The 16,576-nt window shown below is 42.1% G+C and carries 18 protein-coding genes; 8 read left to right on the forward strand and 10 right to left on the reverse strand.

Annotated elements, in window-relative coordinates; all coding sequences use genetic code 11:
- Window positions 1-140: 140 nt before the first annotated feature.
- Window positions 141-833 (forward strand): peptide-methionine (S)-S-oxide reductase MsrA, encoded by a 693-nt coding sequence (msrA, locus tag A7D14_RS18875; RefSeq protein WP_067037947.1) that lies wholly within the window; start codon window positions 141-143, stop codon window positions 831-833.
- 105 nt (window positions 834-938) lie between these two features.
- Here msrA and A7D14_RS18880 read toward each other — a convergent pair whose 3' ends face one another.
- The 4 genes from A7D14_RS18880 to A7D14_RS18895 form a co-directional block, all read right to left on the reverse strand.
- Window positions 939-2,390 (reverse strand): hypothetical protein, encoded by a 1,452-nt coding sequence (locus A7D14_RS18880; protein WP_067037949.1) that lies wholly within the window; start codon window positions 2,388-2,390, stop codon window positions 939-941.
- Window positions 2,362-2,967 carry a hypothetical protein gene (locus A7D14_RS18885; RefSeq protein ID WP_067037951.1) on the reverse strand — a complete coding sequence of 202 codons (606 nt, stop codon included), beginning with the start codon at window positions 2,965-2,967 and terminating at the stop codon, window positions 2,362-2,364. Before A7D14_RS18885 ends, A7D14_RS18880 begins: the two co-directional genes overlap by 29 nt.
- Window positions 2,951-3,493 carry an RNA polymerase sigma factor gene (locus A7D14_RS18890; RefSeq protein WP_067037953.1) on the reverse strand — a complete coding sequence of 181 codons (543 nt, stop codon included), beginning with the start codon at window positions 3,491-3,493 and terminating at the stop codon, window positions 2,951-2,953. The genes A7D14_RS18885 and A7D14_RS18890 overlap by 17 nt, the downstream gene beginning before the upstream one ends.
- A gap of 152 nt (window positions 3,494-3,645) precedes the next feature.
- Window positions 3,646-4,071, reverse strand: a complete 426-nt coding sequence (locus A7D14_RS18895; protein WP_067037955.1) for an organic hydroperoxide resistance protein — start codon at window positions 4,069-4,071, stop codon at window positions 3,646-3,648.
- A 225-nt stretch (window positions 4,072-4,296) separates the two neighbouring features.
- On the opposite strand from A7D14_RS18895, the gene meaB reads away from it, so the two are divergent.
- The 3 genes from meaB to A7D14_RS18910 are packed head-to-tail and all read left to right on the forward strand — an operon-like array spanning window position 4,297 to window position 7,191.
- The gene (meaB, locus tag A7D14_RS18900; protein ID WP_067037957.1) at window positions 4,297-5,340 is read left to right on the forward strand and encodes a methylmalonyl Co-A mutase-associated GTPase MeaB; all 1,044 of its coding nucleotides are present in this window, start codon (window positions 4,297-4,299) and stop codon (window positions 5,338-5,340) included.
- A gap of 35 nt (window positions 5,341-5,375) precedes the next feature.
- Window positions 5,376-6,338, forward strand: coding sequence for a glycosyltransferase family 2 protein (locus A7D14_RS18905; RefSeq protein WP_067037959.1), 963 nt, complete (start codon window positions 5,376-5,378; stop codon window positions 6,336-6,338).
- Window positions 6,319-7,191, forward strand: a complete 873-nt coding sequence (locus A7D14_RS18910; RefSeq protein WP_067037961.1) for a lysylphosphatidylglycerol synthase transmembrane domain-containing protein — start codon at window positions 6,319-6,321, stop codon at window positions 7,189-7,191. Before A7D14_RS18905 ends, A7D14_RS18910 begins: the two co-directional genes overlap by 20 nt.
- Here A7D14_RS18910 and A7D14_RS18915 read toward each other — a convergent pair.
- The 4 genes from A7D14_RS18915 to A7D14_RS18930 form a co-directional block, all read right to left on the reverse strand.
- The gene (locus A7D14_RS18915) at window positions 7,188-8,846 is read right to left on the reverse strand and encodes an ArnT family glycosyltransferase (RefSeq protein ID WP_067037963.1); all 1,659 of its coding nucleotides are present in this window, start codon (window positions 8,844-8,846) and stop codon (window positions 7,188-7,190) included. The two genes, A7D14_RS18910 and A7D14_RS18915, sit on opposite strands and share 4 nt — an antisense overlap.
- On the reverse strand, window positions 8,843-9,412 hold the full coding sequence (locus tag A7D14_RS18920; RefSeq protein ID WP_067037965.1) for a phosphatase PAP2 family protein: 570 nt from the start codon (window positions 9,410-9,412) through the stop codon (window positions 8,843-8,845). The genes A7D14_RS18915 and A7D14_RS18920 overlap by 4 nt, the downstream gene beginning before the upstream one ends.
- Window positions 9,412-9,639 carry a hypothetical protein gene (locus tag A7D14_RS18925; RefSeq protein ID WP_067037967.1) on the reverse strand — a complete coding sequence of 76 codons (228 nt, stop codon included), beginning with the start codon at window positions 9,637-9,639 and terminating at the stop codon, window positions 9,412-9,414. The genes A7D14_RS18920 and A7D14_RS18925 overlap by 1 nt, the downstream gene beginning before the upstream one ends.
- A gap of 179 nt (window positions 9,640-9,818) precedes the next feature.
- A complete protein-coding gene (locus tag A7D14_RS18930; RefSeq protein WP_067037969.1) occupies window positions 9,819-11,186 on the reverse strand; it encodes an MATE family efflux transporter in 1,368 nt (455 codons plus the stop codon).
- 257 nt (window positions 11,187-11,443) lie between these two features.
- On the opposite strand from A7D14_RS18930, the gene A7D14_RS18935 reads away from it, so the two are divergent.
- Both A7D14_RS18935 and A7D14_RS18940 read left to right on the forward strand, forming a co-directional pair.
- Window positions 11,444-12,028, forward strand: a complete 585-nt coding sequence (locus tag A7D14_RS18935; protein WP_067037971.1) for an outer membrane beta-barrel protein — start codon at window positions 11,444-11,446, stop codon at window positions 12,026-12,028.
- A gap of 139 nt (window positions 12,029-12,167) precedes the next feature.
- Window positions 12,168-12,728, forward strand: a complete 561-nt coding sequence (locus tag A7D14_RS18940) for a hypothetical protein (protein ID WP_067037973.1) — start codon at window positions 12,168-12,170, stop codon at window positions 12,726-12,728.
- 37 nt (window positions 12,729-12,765) lie between these two features.
- On the opposite strand, the gene mazG is transcribed toward A7D14_RS18940, so the two are convergent.
- A complete protein-coding gene (gene mazG / locus A7D14_RS18945; RefSeq protein ID WP_067037975.1) occupies window positions 12,766-13,539 on the reverse strand; it encodes a nucleoside triphosphate pyrophosphohydrolase in 774 nt (257 codons plus the stop codon).
- Between the two features lie 164 nt (window positions 13,540-13,703).
- Here mazG and A7D14_RS18950 point away from each other — a divergent pair, with 164 nt between their 5' ends.
- A complete protein-coding gene (locus tag A7D14_RS18950) occupies window positions 13,704-14,351 on the forward strand; it encodes a GDSL-type esterase/lipase family protein (protein WP_067037977.1) in 648 nt (215 codons plus the stop codon).
- 16 nt (window positions 14,352-14,367) lie between these two features.
- A complete protein-coding gene (locus A7D14_RS18955; RefSeq protein ID WP_067037979.1) occupies window positions 14,368-15,942 on the forward strand; it encodes a family 20 glycosylhydrolase in 1,575 nt (524 codons plus the stop codon).
- Here A7D14_RS18955 and A7D14_RS18960 read toward each other — a convergent pair whose 3' ends face one another.
- Window positions 15,943-16,386, reverse strand: a complete 444-nt coding sequence (locus A7D14_RS18960; protein ID WP_067037981.1) for a DUF5606 domain-containing protein — start codon at window positions 16,384-16,386, stop codon at window positions 15,943-15,945. It abuts the gene before it with no gap.
- Window positions 16,387-16,576: the final 190 nt, after the last annotated feature.

Genomic DNA, 16,576 nt, shown 5'->3' on the forward strand with positions numbered 1-16,576 from the left:
ATTTTCTATTAAAAAATGGTCTTTCAATCCCTTTTTCAAGACGACTTGGATTTCGGTTCCACGCCATCAGGATTAACAAATTTTAACATCATTCCGAGTAATAGTTGCTAACTTATTCCCACTAAACAAAAAACACTAAAATGAAAACCGTGGGAATTCCTTTTTTACTGCTACTACTTTTGACCTCCTTTGGCTGTCAATCCAAAAACAAATCGGAAAAAAAAGAGCTTGCCCAAGAAGAACAATCTGAAGCTCCAACAAAAGAAACGTTCACCGCAGCCGAACTGCAGCAATATGAAACTGCCTATTTTGCCAGTGGATGTTTTTGGTGTGTTGAGGCCATTTTTGAAAGTGTAAAAGGTGTAAAAGAAGTCTACTCGGGATACGCTGGTGGCACAGAAAAGAACCCCACCTATGAGCAGGTTTCCTACGGAAGGACAACCCATGCAGAAGCCGTGGAGGTATATTACGACCCCAAGGTCATCTCATTCACCCAATTGGTACAGGTGTTCTTTGGTTCGCATGACCCTACTACCCTCAATCGCCAAGGACCTGACAGAGGAGCCCAGTATCGTTCCATAGCATTTTACAAAAATGAGGAGCAAATGAAAATCATTACGGGTTATATGGCCAAGTTACAGGAGGAACATGTGTATGACAGGCCCATTGTCACCGAGGTGAAAAAGTTCGATACATTTTACATGGCCGAAGACTACCACCAGGATTATGAAAGGAACCATCCGAACAATTCGTATATCCGGAACGTCTCCATCCCCAGATTAAATCGGTTTAAAGTCAATTTTCAATCCTATTTGAAGGAAGAAGCCCATTAACGGGTAAATAAATCTGATTGAAACTGTAACTGTTGTTGGTGTTCTTGACCAAGGGTTTGGTCTTGGGAAGTGGATAGGTAAGGGTCACCAACACAAGGGAATTTGTTATTCTTTTAGGGCTACTTCGCTATATTTAGCAGTAATGGTAATCGATTTACCCTCCTTATCCGAAATGTGATACCCTTTATGCACATTGGTATTGTAATTTTTAGAAGTACTAATGACCATGCTTTTGGGATAACTGAATTCCGAAGCGGTTTCATTAACGTGTATCTTAAAAGGCCCTGAAGGCATCGCACAGTCCACCTCTCCATTTTCAACCGTAATATCAATGTTGGAAAAGCCATCGGACACAGAATCAATGCTCAATGCCCCCAAGCTGCTGGTCACAAGAGCATTGTTCACCAACCTACCAATAATCACATTGGAAGAAACCGAGTTCAGCTTCAATTCCTTGACCTCTTTAAGGTTTACCCTATCCGAATAATCGGTTTTCAACTGTCCGTAGTTCCATTGTTGCACCACAACAGGCGAATACGAAGCCCTGATGTTGGTCTTGTCCCCGTCAATGGTAGAAGCATGCAAGCTTGCGTAGGACAAGCTTGCATTGATGTTCTTTGTATTTGCGGCCAGTTTTACCTCGCCATGCCTTACGTCCATCTTAAGTTTGACGCTTTTTGGCATTTTTATCTTGATGCGCTTTTTTACTTTGTATTTTTTGCGTTCCCCATCATCCGATGAAAAATAAAACACATTGGGTTCGCCGTTATTGATGCTGATAACATGACGCTTAACTTCAGCTTGCTGTTTCCGTACTTCCTCGCGTTGCTTCCGCATCTCTTCCCGGGCTTCCTTGCGAAGCTCCTGTTGTTCCTCCATCATCTCTTCGCGCTCTTCCATGAGTTGCTGCCGGTCTTCCTCCATCTGCTTTCTGTCCTCGGCCATTTCCTTGGCCATTTCTGCCATATGCTCGCTCCACTCTTTAAAACGTTCTTTGTACTCCTTATCAAAATTCTTATCGAAGTCCTTTTTCCACTCCTTCAAGTATTTGTCCCCATCCTTTTTATACGCATCATAGTCAAAATCCATGTGCGGCATAGGGGGCATGGGTGGCATTGGTGGTAGATTTGGCATTACAATGACCTCTGGAATCTCGGGAATTTCAGGGATCTCCGGCATCACAAAATCAAAATCGGACATGCCCGGAACATCAAAATTGTACACAAAGGAAGAATTGCCTCCCCAAAAGGTGTTGCCTTCGGTTCGCACCTCTATTTCCTTACTGTTCCCTTTGATGGTAATCTGATCTTTTTCAAAATAGGACTGCGCCTCCTCATCGGTGGCACCCTCCAGTTCCACCACAGCGGTAATTTCCACTTGGTCCTTGTCCCACGTTTCAAACTCAATGTCCGCATAACTGGTGTTGATGTCGATGACCGCATCCTTGTCCACAGTAAAGGTTTCCTTGTAGGTCTTTGATGTTTCCTGTGCATAACAGGCCATGCCGGTCAGCACAAAAAGAAGCCCACTAAACAATATTTGATGTTTCCTGCTCATTTTCTGATGATTTTAATTGGTTCAACTTTAATTTTAGTTTTTGAAGCAATTGCAACCGCAACTGCAAATTTTTCACCAAGGCACCGATGGTTTGGTCATTGGGACCCATTTCGTTGAGTTCCTTGTTCAATCGATGGTACTCGTTATCCAATTCGGCCAATCGGGCCATATAGCTATCCATTACCTCCTTATTGTTGGAATCTAACTCCAAATCGGAAAGTTGAAGGTTGATATTGGTGAGGTAATAATTTTCCACTTTCTTTAAATCTGGGGAAAGATCTCCCAATGATATGGTCTGGTCCTCCTCCTTGCCATTTTCAGTTTCAACAATCTGGGTCTCTGAGGGACCACCTTTTTCCTCTTTTGTTGAAAAATAATAGAATGTCAATCCCAGAGCCACCACAACCGAAGCGGCCATCTGCCACCATACCGAATACCCTTTCTTTTCCTTCGGGAGTTCTTCCGTTGGCATTTTTTCATCCAATTTTGATAGGAACCGGGCCTCATGCCCCCTTTTCATCGAATAGGTCTTTTCTTCCCGTTCCTTTGCGAACAATTTTCTAAGATCCCGTGCCATACACTTTGTCCTTTAATGATTCCTTTAATTGTGTTTTGCCTCGCAACAATCTGGTCCGCGAAGCTGCTTCAGTAATCTTTAATATTTGGGCTATTTCGCTATGGTCATAGCCTTCCACCAAAAACAGTTGCACCACATACCTATATTTATCCGGCAGTTCCTCAATGGTTTTTTTCACCTCTTCCAAGGAAATGCCTTCTTCAATATGCCAATCTTCCTCATCGGTAATTTGGAGGTACCTTTCATTCAATTCCACCGTTCGTTGATTTTTCGATTTTAAAAAATCGATGCTCCCGTTCACCACAATCCGTTTCAACCACGCCCCAAAGGTCACCTCCCCTTTAAATTGGTCAATCCGCTGAAAAGCTTTTATAAAAGATTCTTGCACCACGTCCTCCGCATCATTCGAATTTTTTAGAAACCGCATGGCTACGCCATACATACCATCACAATATTGACGGTACAGTTTTAGCTGCGCCCCACGGTCGTTGTGCTTACATTTTTCTACCAGTTCAATTTGAAACACGGTCAGTTGCTGTTTGGTTCTTAGTGGTTCTCTGTAAAGACGATGAAAAAAAGGGAACGTTTCAAATTTTTCACTTTTAAATTGATTTTTAACAAAAAAAATCCCGTCGATGCATCAACGGGATTCCAATTTTCATGCTATGTGCGGTACTTTTATTCGTCCATCAACAAATTCAAATGTACCGTAATATTGTCCCGCGTAGCTTTGCTGTATGGGCATATTTCATGGGCTGCATTGATTAAATTTTCACCCATTTCCTGATCTACTGTAGGCAAATAGGCATCCAAAGTGGCCTCCAAAAAGAAACCATCCTCCTCCTTATTGAACGATACAATGGCGGTAACATTAAAATCCCCAAGGTCATCAACACCATGTTCCTTGGCCACAACCTGTAAGGCTCCCGCAAAGCAGGTGGAATATGCCGCAGCAAAAAGCTCTTCCGGGTTGGTGGATTTGGGGTCAGGTTTTCCTTCGGAATTTGGCATGCTGATATCAAAATCAAGTACACCGTCTTCACTTTTTACATGTCCTGAACGCCCTCCTGTATTGGTAGCTTTACTCTCAAAAATAGTTTTCATCTGTACATCTTATTTATAGTTCCAATCACCGGAAACGGTTAATCCAAGTCCGATAATTCTTTGTGAGAAGTTACCATTTTGTCATTGGAAGTTCCTAATAACTGTTATTAAATTTATGTGAAATGGGCCAAAACAGCACACAATAGGGGCGCGTATTCCTTTTTATGGATGAACAAAACCCATGAAAACTTTATACCTTAGTATTGAATTTGATGATCAGTACCCTTGGCAACCAAAAAAAGCACACCACCCAATACCATTTCCAAAATTAGGGCACTTCGTAAACAGGAAATTTCCGTTGAAGCCCTGACCGAAGGTATTTTCAAGGGCGACAAAGCCATTTTGGCCAAGGCCATTACCCTTTTGGAGAGCACCAAGCCTGAACATTTTGAAAAAGCCAATGCGGTTATCGAAAAATGTCTGTCCAAACCCAACAACAGCATTCGGTTGGGGATTACCGGCGTTCCCGGTGTGGGTAAAAGCTCATTTATTGAGACCTTGGGCACCACATTGACCGGTATGGGCAAAAAAGTGGCCGTTTTGGCGGTAGACCCCACCAGTTCCTTGAGCAAGGGCAGCATTTTAGGGGACAAGACACGAATGCAAGCACTCTCCAAAGACCCCAATGCGTTTATACGGCCTTCCCCTTCTGGGAGTTCATTGGGTGGGGTGGCCCAAAAAACCCGCGAGAGCATTATGCTTTGTGAAGCTGCGGGCTATGATGTGATTTTGGTGGAAACCGTGGGCGTGGGCCAGAGCGAAATTGCCGTGCACAGCATGGTGGACTTCTTTTTATTGCTGAAACTTTCCGGTGCGGGCGATGAGCTCCAGGGCATTAAACGGGGCATCATGGAAATGGCCGATGCCATTGCCATCAACAAGGCCGATGGCTCCAATTTGGAACAGGCCAAACTGGCCGAAACCGAATTTTCACGTGCGTTGCACCTCTATCCCCCCAAAAAAAATGGCTGGGTCCCTAAAGTGATGCGCTGTTCGGCCACTGAGAACACGGGAATCAAGGAAATTTGGGAAGTGGTGGAGCAATTCGTCGCCCAAAACAAAGAAAGCGGCCATTTTGAAAAAAACAGAAAGACCCAGAACAAAAACTGGTTCCTTCAGACCGTGGATGAGCACATCAAACAATTTTTCCATCAAAAGGAATCCTTTAAAAAGGAACAAAGCAAAATGTTGAAGGCCATCGAAAACAACAAAATCTCCCCTTTTTATGCCGCCAAACTCCTCTTGGACAAAATCACCAAGGAACTTTAAATAAAAGCGATAAATTTGCACAGATTCAAAACCGAATGAGCACTGTCACCGATTCCCTCCTATCCATAGTGATTCCCCTGTACAATGAAGAGGACAATGCGGTCCTGTTGACCCAAAAGATCCATGAAAGTCTTGCAGGGTACAGCTATCAAATTGTATATGTGGATGACTTTTCAACGGATAAAACCCGTATAAAAGTCAAGGAAATGGATGATGACAAAGTCCATTTGATCGAGTTGAAAAAAAACTATGGTCAAAGTTTGGCCCTCGCTGCCGGAATTGACTACGCTGAAGGCGAATATATCATCACCATGGATGGTGATCTGCAGAACGATCCTTCGGATATTCCACAAATGTTGTCGCATGCGGTCAGTGGGGAATATGATGTAGTGACGGGCATCCGTCAAAAAAGAAAAGACTCTTTGGTCAAAAAAATACCTTCCAAGATTGCCAATTTCTTGGTTCGGCGAGTCACGAAATTGGATATTAAGGACAATGGTTGTGCCCTAAAAGTCTTTACCAAGGATATTGCCAAAGGATTGAACCTATACGGTGAAATGCACCGCTTTATCACACTTTTGGCTTATTTGGAAGGTGGACAGATCAAGCAGGTTCCTGTAAAGCACCATGCGCGACATGCCGGGGTTTCCAAATACGGACTGGAGCGGGTGTTCAAGGTAGTGGCGGATATGATGTTGTTGCTCTTTATCCGAAAATATTTTCAACGGCCCATCCACCTATTTGGCATTTTTGGGGTATTGTTGATCATTCTTGGTGTCTTCATCAATATCTATTTGTTGATCGTAAAACTTGGTTTTGGGGAAGATATTGGGAGTAGGCCCTTGCTTATTTTTGGGATGATGTTCATTTTGGGCGGTATTCAATTGTTCACTATAGGTATTGTGATGGAACTGTTGATACGCACCTACTACGAATCCCAGCAGAAAAGACCGTATCGCATCAAAAAAATTACCATCGGTGACGGAAAAGCGACGTAAAAAGCTCATCACGGCACTGAAATTCATCATCAGTGCAGCCTTGATCTACTTTATCTTCACTAAAATAGATTTCAAGGACGTTTTACAGACGTTACGGAAAAGCGACCCACTCTATCTAATTTTGGCCATTTTGTGCTTTGTGCTTTCCAAAGTGCTCTCCGCGCTCAGATTGAACCTGTATTTTCATCAAATTGGGGCAAAAATTTCCCAACGGAGCAATTTTAAGCTTTATTTGTTGGGGATGTTCTACAATCTTTTCCTTCCGGGAGGAATTGGGGGCGATGCCTATAAAGGGTATGTCATCCAACGGGAATATCAATCGGGGACCAAAAAAGTGGTCTCAGTTTTGCTCTTGGACCGTTTAAGCGGAATGCTATTGCTTTTTCTCTACGCCTGCACCTTGGCCTTAATTTCAGATAACACTTTTTTCAACGGGTTTATGGGTTTGACAGTTGTAGTAATTCCATTGAGTATGTTGGTTTTTTGGTGGATGAACTGGAAGTTCTTTGCCTATACTATTCCTATTTTTTGGAAATCCGTTGGGTATTCGGCCCTGGTTCAATTAGCGCAGTTGGTGTGTGTGTTGTGCATTCTGCAATCCCTTTCCATAAGCTTGGATCGTGTTGAATATTTGTTTGTATTCTTGGTGTCATCCATTGTTTCTGTAATTCCACTGACCATTGGCGGTATTGGAAGCAGGGAAGTGACCTTTTTATATGGTGCAAAATGGTTGGGACTGGATGCGAGCACCTCCATCGGCATCAGTTTTACCTTTTTCTTGATTACGGCCTTGATTTCCCTTTTGGGAATTGTCTATCACTTTAGAAAACCAAAATTGGAAACAGTTTCCTAATCCAAATGCACCAAGTGCATCTGTTCCAATTTCTTCTGACGCGTATTGGGGTTCAAAAATTTGAGTTGTAACCGGGTTATCCTAAATTGATCTACGGTGATTTGTTCATGCCAATGATAGCCTTCATTGACCAATTTTTCCAGCTCCTGGTCGGTGGCGTATATCCAGATATCGCTCTTGTCTTCCAAATCCGAAACCGAAACAATCCCTACCGGTTTCTTGTTGTAAAAATCCAACCCCCAAGTAAGCCTTTTGGTGATTTTGAAGATTTTATCCACAGGGATTTGGTGCTCCTCAACTTTTTCTGCCATGGTAGACCCCCCTTGGTATCTCAACAATCTGGGATAAAAGTGGGTGTTCAATAGTCCATTCAGCAACAACGAACTACATATCGATATGGTAATGATCCGCAGGTATGGCGCTTCTCGTTTCAAGCAGAAATACGTAATTACTCCCAATATGGCCACCAACACAAAATAGCCGTGGTTGTATTTGAATTTGAACACATAAAAGCATACCAAAACCGTAAAAACAAAGACCAGGCTCAATATGAAATATTGAAAAATCAAAATCACCTTGGCGGTTCCTGATTTTTCCTTTTGCTGTAAACTATACAGATAGGATGCTGAAAGGATGGCATACAACGGAATCAGGATGTTCATGTAATGGGGCAACTTGAATTGTGCAAAACTTATCAATCCGAATAGAATGGTGATGCCGCCAAAGGTCAAAAATTCCAATTGGGGATTATAGGCGAATTTCTGTTTCCAAAATGTCTTCAATCGGGTCCAATAGGCAATCAAAGCCAAAACGGTCCACGGCAAAAAAACCCATAAAAAGGTATGGAAAAAGAAGAAGAAATCGCTACTGTTCTTTCCAATGCCTTCACCGCTCATTCGTTCAAAACTCTGCTCCCAGAAAATGAAGAAAATACCACTTCGGTTGTCCTTTCCCCGGATCACTTTCTCTGGATGCAGGTCAAATTGGTGATAATACGCATACAACATTGGCGCAATGGTCAATCCAAAAACCAAAAGGGCCGCCAAAACCTTCCAGTTGAGCAATCGCTTCCATTTTCGGGTGTAGGCCAAATGGCACAGCAATGAAACACCAATGACCACCAAGGCAATCTGTCCCTTTGTGGAAAAGGCCATGCCCGCCCCAAAGGCACCAAAAACAATACTTTTCAGTGTGCTTTTCTCAACATAGGTCGCCAATTGCCAGATGGCGAAAATGGTAAATCCGGTCAAAACGGCATCAGTTCGGACATCGATATTGGCCAATACAATGGTCTGTGCCGTCATAAAAATCAGTGATGCAAACCGTCCAACATCCTTGTTGTAGAGCAATTTTCCGAGACCATAACAGCTATAGGCTCCCAACAAAGTGGCCAAAATACCGGGAATCCGGTAGGCCCAATCGTGGATGCCAAAAATCTTGTAGGATAGGGCCGCCAGCCAATAGTGCATGTGGGGTTTGTCCAGATACTCCTCAGTCCCCTTGATCAGGGTAAGCCAGTCATTCTCTTGGACCATCCGCATGGCCATTACGGCAAACTGGGCGGAATCGTTTTCAAAAAGGGTCACGAACATTCCAGCGATGTACACCAGAACAATCAGGGAGATTAAAAACCAGTATCTGGCCGATGATATCATGTACCCATTTTTTGGAATGCAAATATAGCCAACTTGGCCCACAACCATCCGAAGAGTGTGCCTACCAAGGCACCCGTTACTACATCCAACGGATAATGTACCCCGATGTAAATCCGACTATAGGCTACAATACAGGCCCATGCCATCAGCACAAGGCCAATATACCTCACTTTATTTCGGAACAAAATGGAAAAGAAAACGGCGGGGCCAAAAGAATTGGCCGCATGTGCAGAAAAATACCCAAACTGCCCCCCGCAATACCTTTTCACCAAACGCATTACCGAACTAACTTCTGGGTCATGGCAAGGTCTAAGGCGACCAATCCCATATTTAAAGAAATTGGACAACTGGTCGGTACAGGTGATCAACAAAGCCACTGCCACCAAAATGACTCCGGTTCGTTTCCAACCAAAACTTTTGTAGGAGAGATAGAGCAATAGGACATAGAGGGGGAAAGAGCTTTTTGTGTTGGTCATGAACATCCAAAAACCGTCCCATGTTTCGGTTCCCAGTCCGTTGAGGAACAAAAAAAGGTCTTTATCGTACTGTAAAAGCTGTTCGAGCATTATGCATCGTATCTTGAGACCTCCCTGTCATAAAAAGCCGTTGCGGCCTCAATCAAACTCTCCGCTTCCTCCATTAAGTCCGCCTCATCTTCTTTTGAAAATTCTTCCATCCATTCCACCTCATCATTTTCCAGATTGATGATGAACCTTGGATATTCAGTATGAACAATGAAAATGGCGTCAGGATAATCCGTATTATCGGCCAACAAAAATTTGGGTAGTTCCATATATCAACTAATTGATTTTAAATTTTGGAATCTTCTTAATTCAATATTTATGATTAAATACGTCATGTTGAACTTGTTTCAACATCACATTTACATTGTTACTTTATGATGAGACCCTGAGACGAGCTCAGGGTGACGACCGTACTTTTAAATGAAATGTTACCAACATTCATTCTATTTTAATCTTCAATCAATTTCTTGGTCAAATAGTTGAATCGAAGATACAACATTACCGCCGATGCTGTCAATCCCAACAACAATCCTATCCAAATTCCCGTGCTTGAAAGGCCGGTGTACAACCCGAGGTAAAAACATACCGGGAACCCGATCAGCCAATAGGCCACAAAGGTGATGAAGGTGGGAATCCGCACATCCTGAAGTCCACGAAGTGCGCCCAAGACCACCACTTGCAGTCCATCGGAAATTTGAAAAAACGCAGCGACCAACAACAATTCTGCCGCAATGATGATTACTTCGGTATTGTCCATTTGGTTGACAATGTCATCCACATCCAAATAAATGGTGGGGAACCAATGCCTTCCCAAAAGGAACAGTACGGCAAAGGCCACTTCCAAAATAAAGGTCAGGAAAAAAATGGATTCTGCTATCCTTCGAAGCTCCCTGAAGTTCTGCAGTCCTTTCTGATTGCCCACGCGCACCATGGCGGCAACACTGAGGCCCATACCCACCATGAAGGTCATGCTGCTAAGGTTCAATGCTATCTGATTGGCCGCTTGGGCATTTTTCCCCAATACACCACTCAGCCAAATGGCTGCGGTAAATATGGCCACTTCAAAGAACATCTGCATGGCAGAAGGGAATCCCAAATTGATGATTTTCTTCATCACTTTTTTCTCAATTTCCCTAAAATTGAAGTGGGTCACGTAGGTTTCAAATTTTTCCTTGCGTTTCAACAAAAACCAAATGAACAACACCATAATGACCCGCGAGGCCAATGTGCCGATAGCTGCCCCTACAATGCCCAATTTTGGAAATCCGAAGGAACCAAAAATGAGCAAATAGTTGATGGTTATGTTCACCACATTGGCCAGAATGGTGGCATACATGGGATATTTGGTCTGCGACAATCCTTCAGAAAACTGTTTGAAAGCCTGGAACATCACCAAAGGCACCAAGGAAAAAGCGACCAGTTCCAAATAGGGAATGGCAAGCTCCACCACTTCAGGGGGCTGCTCCATATGGTGCAACAAGGGTTTGCACAGCAAGATGATGCCAAATAGGGAAAGTCCCAACAAGGTGCAAAGCACCAGTCCGTGTTTTAGGGCCCTTTTTCCATCGGCGGGGTTCCCTGCCCCATCCGCTTCGGCCACCAAAGGTGTGATTGCCGTGGAAAAACCAATACCAAGTGACATGGCTATGAAGACAAAACTGTTGCCCAAGGAGACCGCTGCCAGCTCCGCAGTTCCCAATTGCCCCACCATGATGTTGTCCGCAAAGGCCACAAAAGTGTGCCCCAGCATTCCCAAGATTACGGGATAGGACAGTCTAAGATTGTATGCAAACTCTTGGGTGTATTTTTGAAGCAAAACGGAAAATTAAAAGAGCACAAATATAGGTGGATTCTAAATTTTGCAAACAGTCCCAAAAAAAGAAATTCACTTTAGTGGGCTCCAAGTAGTACCAAAACCGAAATAGACTGTCGAGTATATTTCGTATTCATCAACCCATACCCTATATCCATCAATTCAGACTTGAGACTTATGCAAAGTTTCCTAACCTTCACTCATAATGTGAGACATAAGCATTTATCTAATCTGTAACATGTACTCCATCAAATACTAAAATGGAAAAGATGAAAATAACTATTATCCTAGCCTTTCTTATTGCATCTACCAACACTTTTTCCCAAGAAAAGAATTTTAGCCTAGAAATTGGTTATCCAATAGAGTTGTCGAATGGGAATTCATCAGGATTGACCGGAATTATAAATTCAAGGATAAAGTATAGGTTTTGGAATACAGAATCATTTGGTATTGGAACATCATATTCCATTGATTTGTTGACAGGCAACATAACCTCTGAAAACAAAAAGGAGTCATTTACATCCCATCATTTTAATTTATTTGGGGAAGTTCCCTTGAATTCGTCCAAAACATTATTTACCTCATTAGGAGCTGGATATACTACGCAGAGCTATTATATAACTAAAATAATGGATCATGGCTCAGGTTTAATTAGTTCTGAAACTGAAAAAACCAATGTTGGAGGATTCAACATAGATATTGGTGGGAGTTACGACATTTTAAAAAATTTCTTCATTCAAGGAACTTTTCAATTTATCAGATTATATGTTAACGATTTCCTGTTGGAAGAGAAAATCGGTTTTAATAAAAATCGATTGAAGGTTGGAGTTGGATACAGATTTTAAAAATTTACTTGATAAAGGCTAACATAGAAAGTCTCTCTTTCAAAATGAAACATTATCAATCTTAAAAAGTTGGATTATTAAGGCAATTTGAAGATTCCCAATAGGCCCTTAATCTACCATAAACTAAAACCAAATTTGAATGAACAAACCAACATTATTGTTTCTATTGATTTTCCTAACACTTTTTAAGGTAAAAGCACAAAAATGTACAGTGGAAGAAGATCCTTTTACCAATCAGGAAACGGTTTCCTATAATTATGATTATCAAACCGTCTTCTTTCAAAAGAAAGGAAACAGCATTTTCTTTGAAATTTTGTTTAATTATTGGGGGGAAAGAAGCAAGGAGTTTGACGAGAAAACCGAAATTCAAATTAAGCTTGAAAACGGAACCAAGCTCACTTTAAAAACCATACGGAAATCACTTCCTAAAATTGAGGAACAAAATTCTTCCACTAATCTATATGGTGGTTTTGGAAGCGGAATAGTAATATCAAATGCAAAAAAATATACGGTCTATTCTTTTGCTTTCATTTTGACAGGAGAGGAGCTAAAAAAGCTAGCGGAATCAAAAATTGAAGTTATAAGAATCCCAGATACAGAAGCATTGGAGTTCGTTGACATATCAGTCAAAAGAAAAAGAAGTAGAAAAAAATTAAAAGCTGTACACAAAGGTGCTAATTGTATATATGAACACCTCTAAAATCGTATTGCACAGTATATCATTAATTGGAACTTGTTTATTGCATTTTGGCCTCTTCCCAAAACACATCCATCTCCGCCAAAGTCATTTCCTTTAGGGTTTTACCGGATTCTTTGGCTTTGCCCTCCAAATATTGAAACCGTTTGATGAACTTTTTGTTGGTGCGCTCCAAAGCATTTTCCGGATTTACATTTAAAAACCGGGCATAGTTGACCATGGAAAAAAGCACATCACCAAATTCAGACTCAATCTTATCCACATTGTTAGAATCAATCTCTACTTGCAGCTCCGCCAGCTCTTCCTTTAGTTTTTCAAACACCTGTTCGGGATGTTCCCAATCAAATCCTACTCCTGCCACTTTTTCCTGGATTCGGTTGGCCTTTACCAAGGCGGGCAAACTGTTGGGAACGCCCTCCAAAACACTTTTCTTGCCTTCCTTGAGCTTTATATTCTCCCAATTTTGTTTGACTTCATCCTCATTCTGTACTTTTACATCACCATAAATATGTGGATGGCGGTTGATCAGTTTCTCACAGATTCCGTTGGCAACATCGGCAATATCAAAGTCTTGTGTTTCTGAACCTATTTTCGCATAAAAGACAATGTGCAAGAGTAAATCGCCCAGTTCCTTCTTCACTTCTTCCAAATCATTATCCAAAATGGCGTCACCCAACTCATAGGTTTCTTCGATAGTCAAATGGCGAAGCGTTTGTAGGGTCTGCTTTTTGTCCCATGGGCATTGATCCCTTAATTCGTCCATGATGTTTAGGAGTCGTTCCAATGCCTTCAGCTGCTCAGATCTTGCGTTCATCTATAAAATTTTATTTAAAAGTACAAAGACCGTAAATAGCAGGTACTGATTTTTTTCCATAGTTATGAAGACTAGGTATCATTCAAGAAGAGAGGGAATTTTGGGAAGACCGTTCAACAATAGTGCTCTATTGAAAATTGTACATTTGAAGAAACACCCATAACATGAAAGCACTAGTATCCTTGGCAATTTTCTGTTGCTGTCTTTTTTTGAATGCACAAGCTCCCAATCGTTTTGATAACGAGGTCATGGAAATCCAAAAAAAGAACGATTCCCTCTGGGATCCTGCAAAACCTACACTTGTTTTTACCGGAAGTTCCAGTATTAGAATGTGGAAAGACCTTCAGGAGAGATTCCCTGACCAACAGGTACTGAATACCGGGTTTGGCGGTTCCCAATTTTCGGATTTGGAGCATTATTTGGACGAGTTGATTCTCAAGTACAACCCCAAAAAAGTTTTTATTTATGAAGGGGACAATGATGTTAGCGCCAAAAAAAGACTCAGGAATATCGTAGCTACTTCAGAACGGATATTGAACATGCTCCAGCAAAAAAAGCAAGCATTGGAGATTGTTTTCATTTCGGCCAAACCCAGCATTTCCAGATGGAAGTTACGAAGAAAGTATAGGCGTTTAAATCGAAAACTCAGCAGACTGGCCGAAAAAACCAATGGGGTTGATTTTGTGGATGTATGGTACCCCATGCTGGACAAACGAAAAGTAAAACAGGACATTTTCATTGAAGATGGACTTCATATGAATACAAAAGGTTACGATATCTGGTATGAGGTATTGAAGAACCATGTTAATTAACTAATCAAAAACTACTGTGATTACAAGGACCCTACTGCTCTTCTCCGCCATTATTTGCTTAGCGGCTTGCCAACCCCAAAAAAAAGAAATTCTATTTCCCAAAACAGACCTGAGCGTAGCTCCGTTGATTCCAAAACCCATAAAAACCATTGCAACCCACAGTGCTTTTGGACTGGACTCCAATACGGTCATCTATACCTCAACACAGGATCCAGCTTTTGAAAAAGTAGGACAGTTTCTTTCGGAAAAAATAAAAGGGAAAATTGGGCTGGATCTAGCAGTCAATAGTGCCAAAACTGAAAATGTAGAGCGATTGATCTACATCAACCAATCTGACAGTACGGATTTGGAAACTCCAGAATCCTACCAGCTGTACATCAAGAAAGACTCTATTTTGGTCAATGCCAAAACTGCGGCGGGTGCCTTCAGGGGAATCCAAACCTTACGGCAATTGATTCCCGAGAAAAGCAATGATACACTTACCGACCATCCCCTTTGGTTGGTTCCCACCGGGAAAATAGTGGATGCCCCCAAGTTTGAATACCGAGGTGCCATGTTGGATGTGGCACGGCATTTTTTCACTGTTGAAGAGGTAAAAAAGTACATCGATATTTTGGCCTATTACAAATTCAATGCCATCCATTTGCACTTATCTGATGATCAAGGTTGGCGACTCGAAATCAAGTCGTGGCCCAAACTCACCCAAGTCGGTGCCCAAACTGAAGTCGGTGGCGGTGAAGGTGGTTTCTACACCCAGGAGGACTATAAAGATTTGGTGCAATATGCCGCCGAAAGACACATGACCTTAATTCCCGAAATAGATATGCCGGGGCACAGCAATGCTGCTTCATTGAGCTATCCTTTCTTGAACGGCAATGGAAAACCGTTAAAGCCTTATACGGGAACGAGAGTGGGCTTTAGCACGTTTGATGCAAGAAAAGATACAGTTTATAGCTTTTTGGATGATGTCATCGGTGAAATTGCCGCCATTACTCCTGGTCCCTATTTTCATGCTGGTGGGGATGAAAGTCATGCCACCAAAAAGAGCGATTACATCCATTTTGTGGAAAAAGTGGAGAAAATTGTCCAAAAACATGGCAAAACCATGGTAGGATGGAATGAAATTGCCCAAGCGAAACTTGACCCCTCTTCCATCGCACAACTTTGGAATGAGTCGCATAGTGCCATAAAAGCCGCTGAGAATGGTTCAAGAGTGATTCTTTCCCCTTCGGAGAAAACTTATGTGGACATGAAATATGATTCCATTTCTGAATATGGTCTCACTTGGGCCGGGTACATTCCTGTTGATGTGGCCTACCAATGGGATCCTGAGACTTATGTGGAAGGCCTCCCACGGGAAAGTATTTTAGGCATTGAAGCGCCTTTATGGTCCGAGACCATTAGCAACAGTGCCGAATTGGAATATCTGGCCTTTCCGCGTGTGATCGGGATTTCCGAACTGGGTTGGTCCCCAGCGGAACATTGTAATTGGAAAGACTACAAAATGCGTTTGGCCCAGCAAGTCCCTTATCTAAATCGTATGGAAATCAATTACTACCCGAGTCCTTTGGTGGATTGGAAGAAAGAGTGATTATTCCTCTTCGCCAGAGACAACGGAAGTGGGTTCTTCCTCAGCATCCTCTTCTTTGACAAAATCTGAAATGTTGTTATCGATGAGGATGTTGTACCACTGAATGATTTTTTTGATGTCACTGGCGTACACCCGGTCTTCATCGTAATTGGGCAAAATATCGAAGAAATATTCTTCCAATTCAATTTTTTCCGCCTTATGGCTGATTCCGGTTTTTTGGCCGTCTTCTTTTTCCTTAATCTTTTGGAACACCTCCCGAAGGGGCACCTCCTCTTCCAAAGTATAAATGGCTATTTCAGAAAGGACACTGACATTACTTCGTATTCCAACGGTAACCCGTTTTCCATCCAAAAGGGATTCCCCAACAAAACCGGTTCGTGTTTGGGTCAATAGTTTGTAAAGTCCGGGCTTACCGCCGATCGATAAAATTTTGTCCAATGCCATTCAAAATAGATTTATGCTTGTTATATTCAAATTGTATCAGTAAGCTTGTTTTGTCTTCTTGAGCGCAGTCGAAAGATTGACAAAACATCTCGACTGCGCTCGATGTGACATCTGATTTAGCCACTGGTACAATAACGTACAATCGTTTTATGCGCGCAAAAATATAGTATTCTCGGAAACGCCAATTTTT

This window comes from Allomuricauda sp. CP2A (assembly GCF_001683915.1).
GTDB lineage: Bacteria > Bacteroidota > Bacteroidia > Flavobacteriales > Flavobacteriaceae > Flagellimonas.

Coding starts and splice junctions, on each gene's coding strand:
- A7D14_RS18935 (WP_067037971.1), top strand. CDS start 11,444: ATGGAAAAGATGAAAATAACTATTATCCTAGCCTTTCTTATTGCATCT.
- A7D14_RS18960 (WP_067037981.1), bottom strand. CDS start 16,386: ATGGCATTGGACAAAATTTTATCGATCGGCGGTAAGCCCGGACTTTAC.
- mazG (WP_067037975.1), bottom strand. CDS start 13,539: ATGAACGCAAGATCTGAGCAGCTGAAGGCATTGGAACGACTCCTAAAC.
- A7D14_RS18915 (WP_067037963.1), bottom strand. CDS start 8,846: ATGATATCATCGGCCAGATACTGGTTTTTAATCTCCCTGATTGTTCTG.
- A7D14_RS18885 (WP_067037951.1), bottom strand. CDS start 2,967: ATGGCACGGGATCTTAGAAAATTGTTCGCAAAGGAACGGGAAGAAAAG.
- A7D14_RS18905 (WP_067037959.1), top strand. CDS start 5,376: ATGAGCACTGTCACCGATTCCCTCCTATCCATAGTGATTCCCCTGTAC.
- A7D14_RS18920 (WP_067037965.1), bottom strand. CDS start 9,412: ATGCTCGAACAGCTTTTACAGTACGATAAAGACCTTTTTTTGTTCCTC.
- msrA (WP_067037947.1), top strand. CDS start 141: ATGAAAACCGTGGGAATTCCTTTTTTACTGCTACTACTTTTGACCTCC.
- A7D14_RS18880 (WP_067037949.1), bottom strand. CDS start 2,390: ATGAGCAGGAAACATCAAATATTGTTTAGTGGGCTTCTTTTTGTGCTG.
- A7D14_RS18925 (WP_067037967.1), bottom strand. CDS start 9,639: ATGGAACTACCCAAATTTTTGTTGGCCGATAATACGGATTATCCTGAC.
- A7D14_RS18895 (WP_067037955.1), bottom strand. CDS start 4,071: ATGAAAACTATTTTTGAGAGTAAAGCTACCAATACAGGAGGGCGTTCA.
- A7D14_RS18950 (WP_067037977.1), top strand. CDS start 13,704: ATGAAAGCACTAGTATCCTTGGCAATTTTCTGTTGCTGTCTTTTTTTG.
- A7D14_RS18940 (WP_067037973.1), top strand. CDS start 12,168: ATGAACAAACCAACATTATTGTTTCTATTGATTTTCCTAACACTTTTT.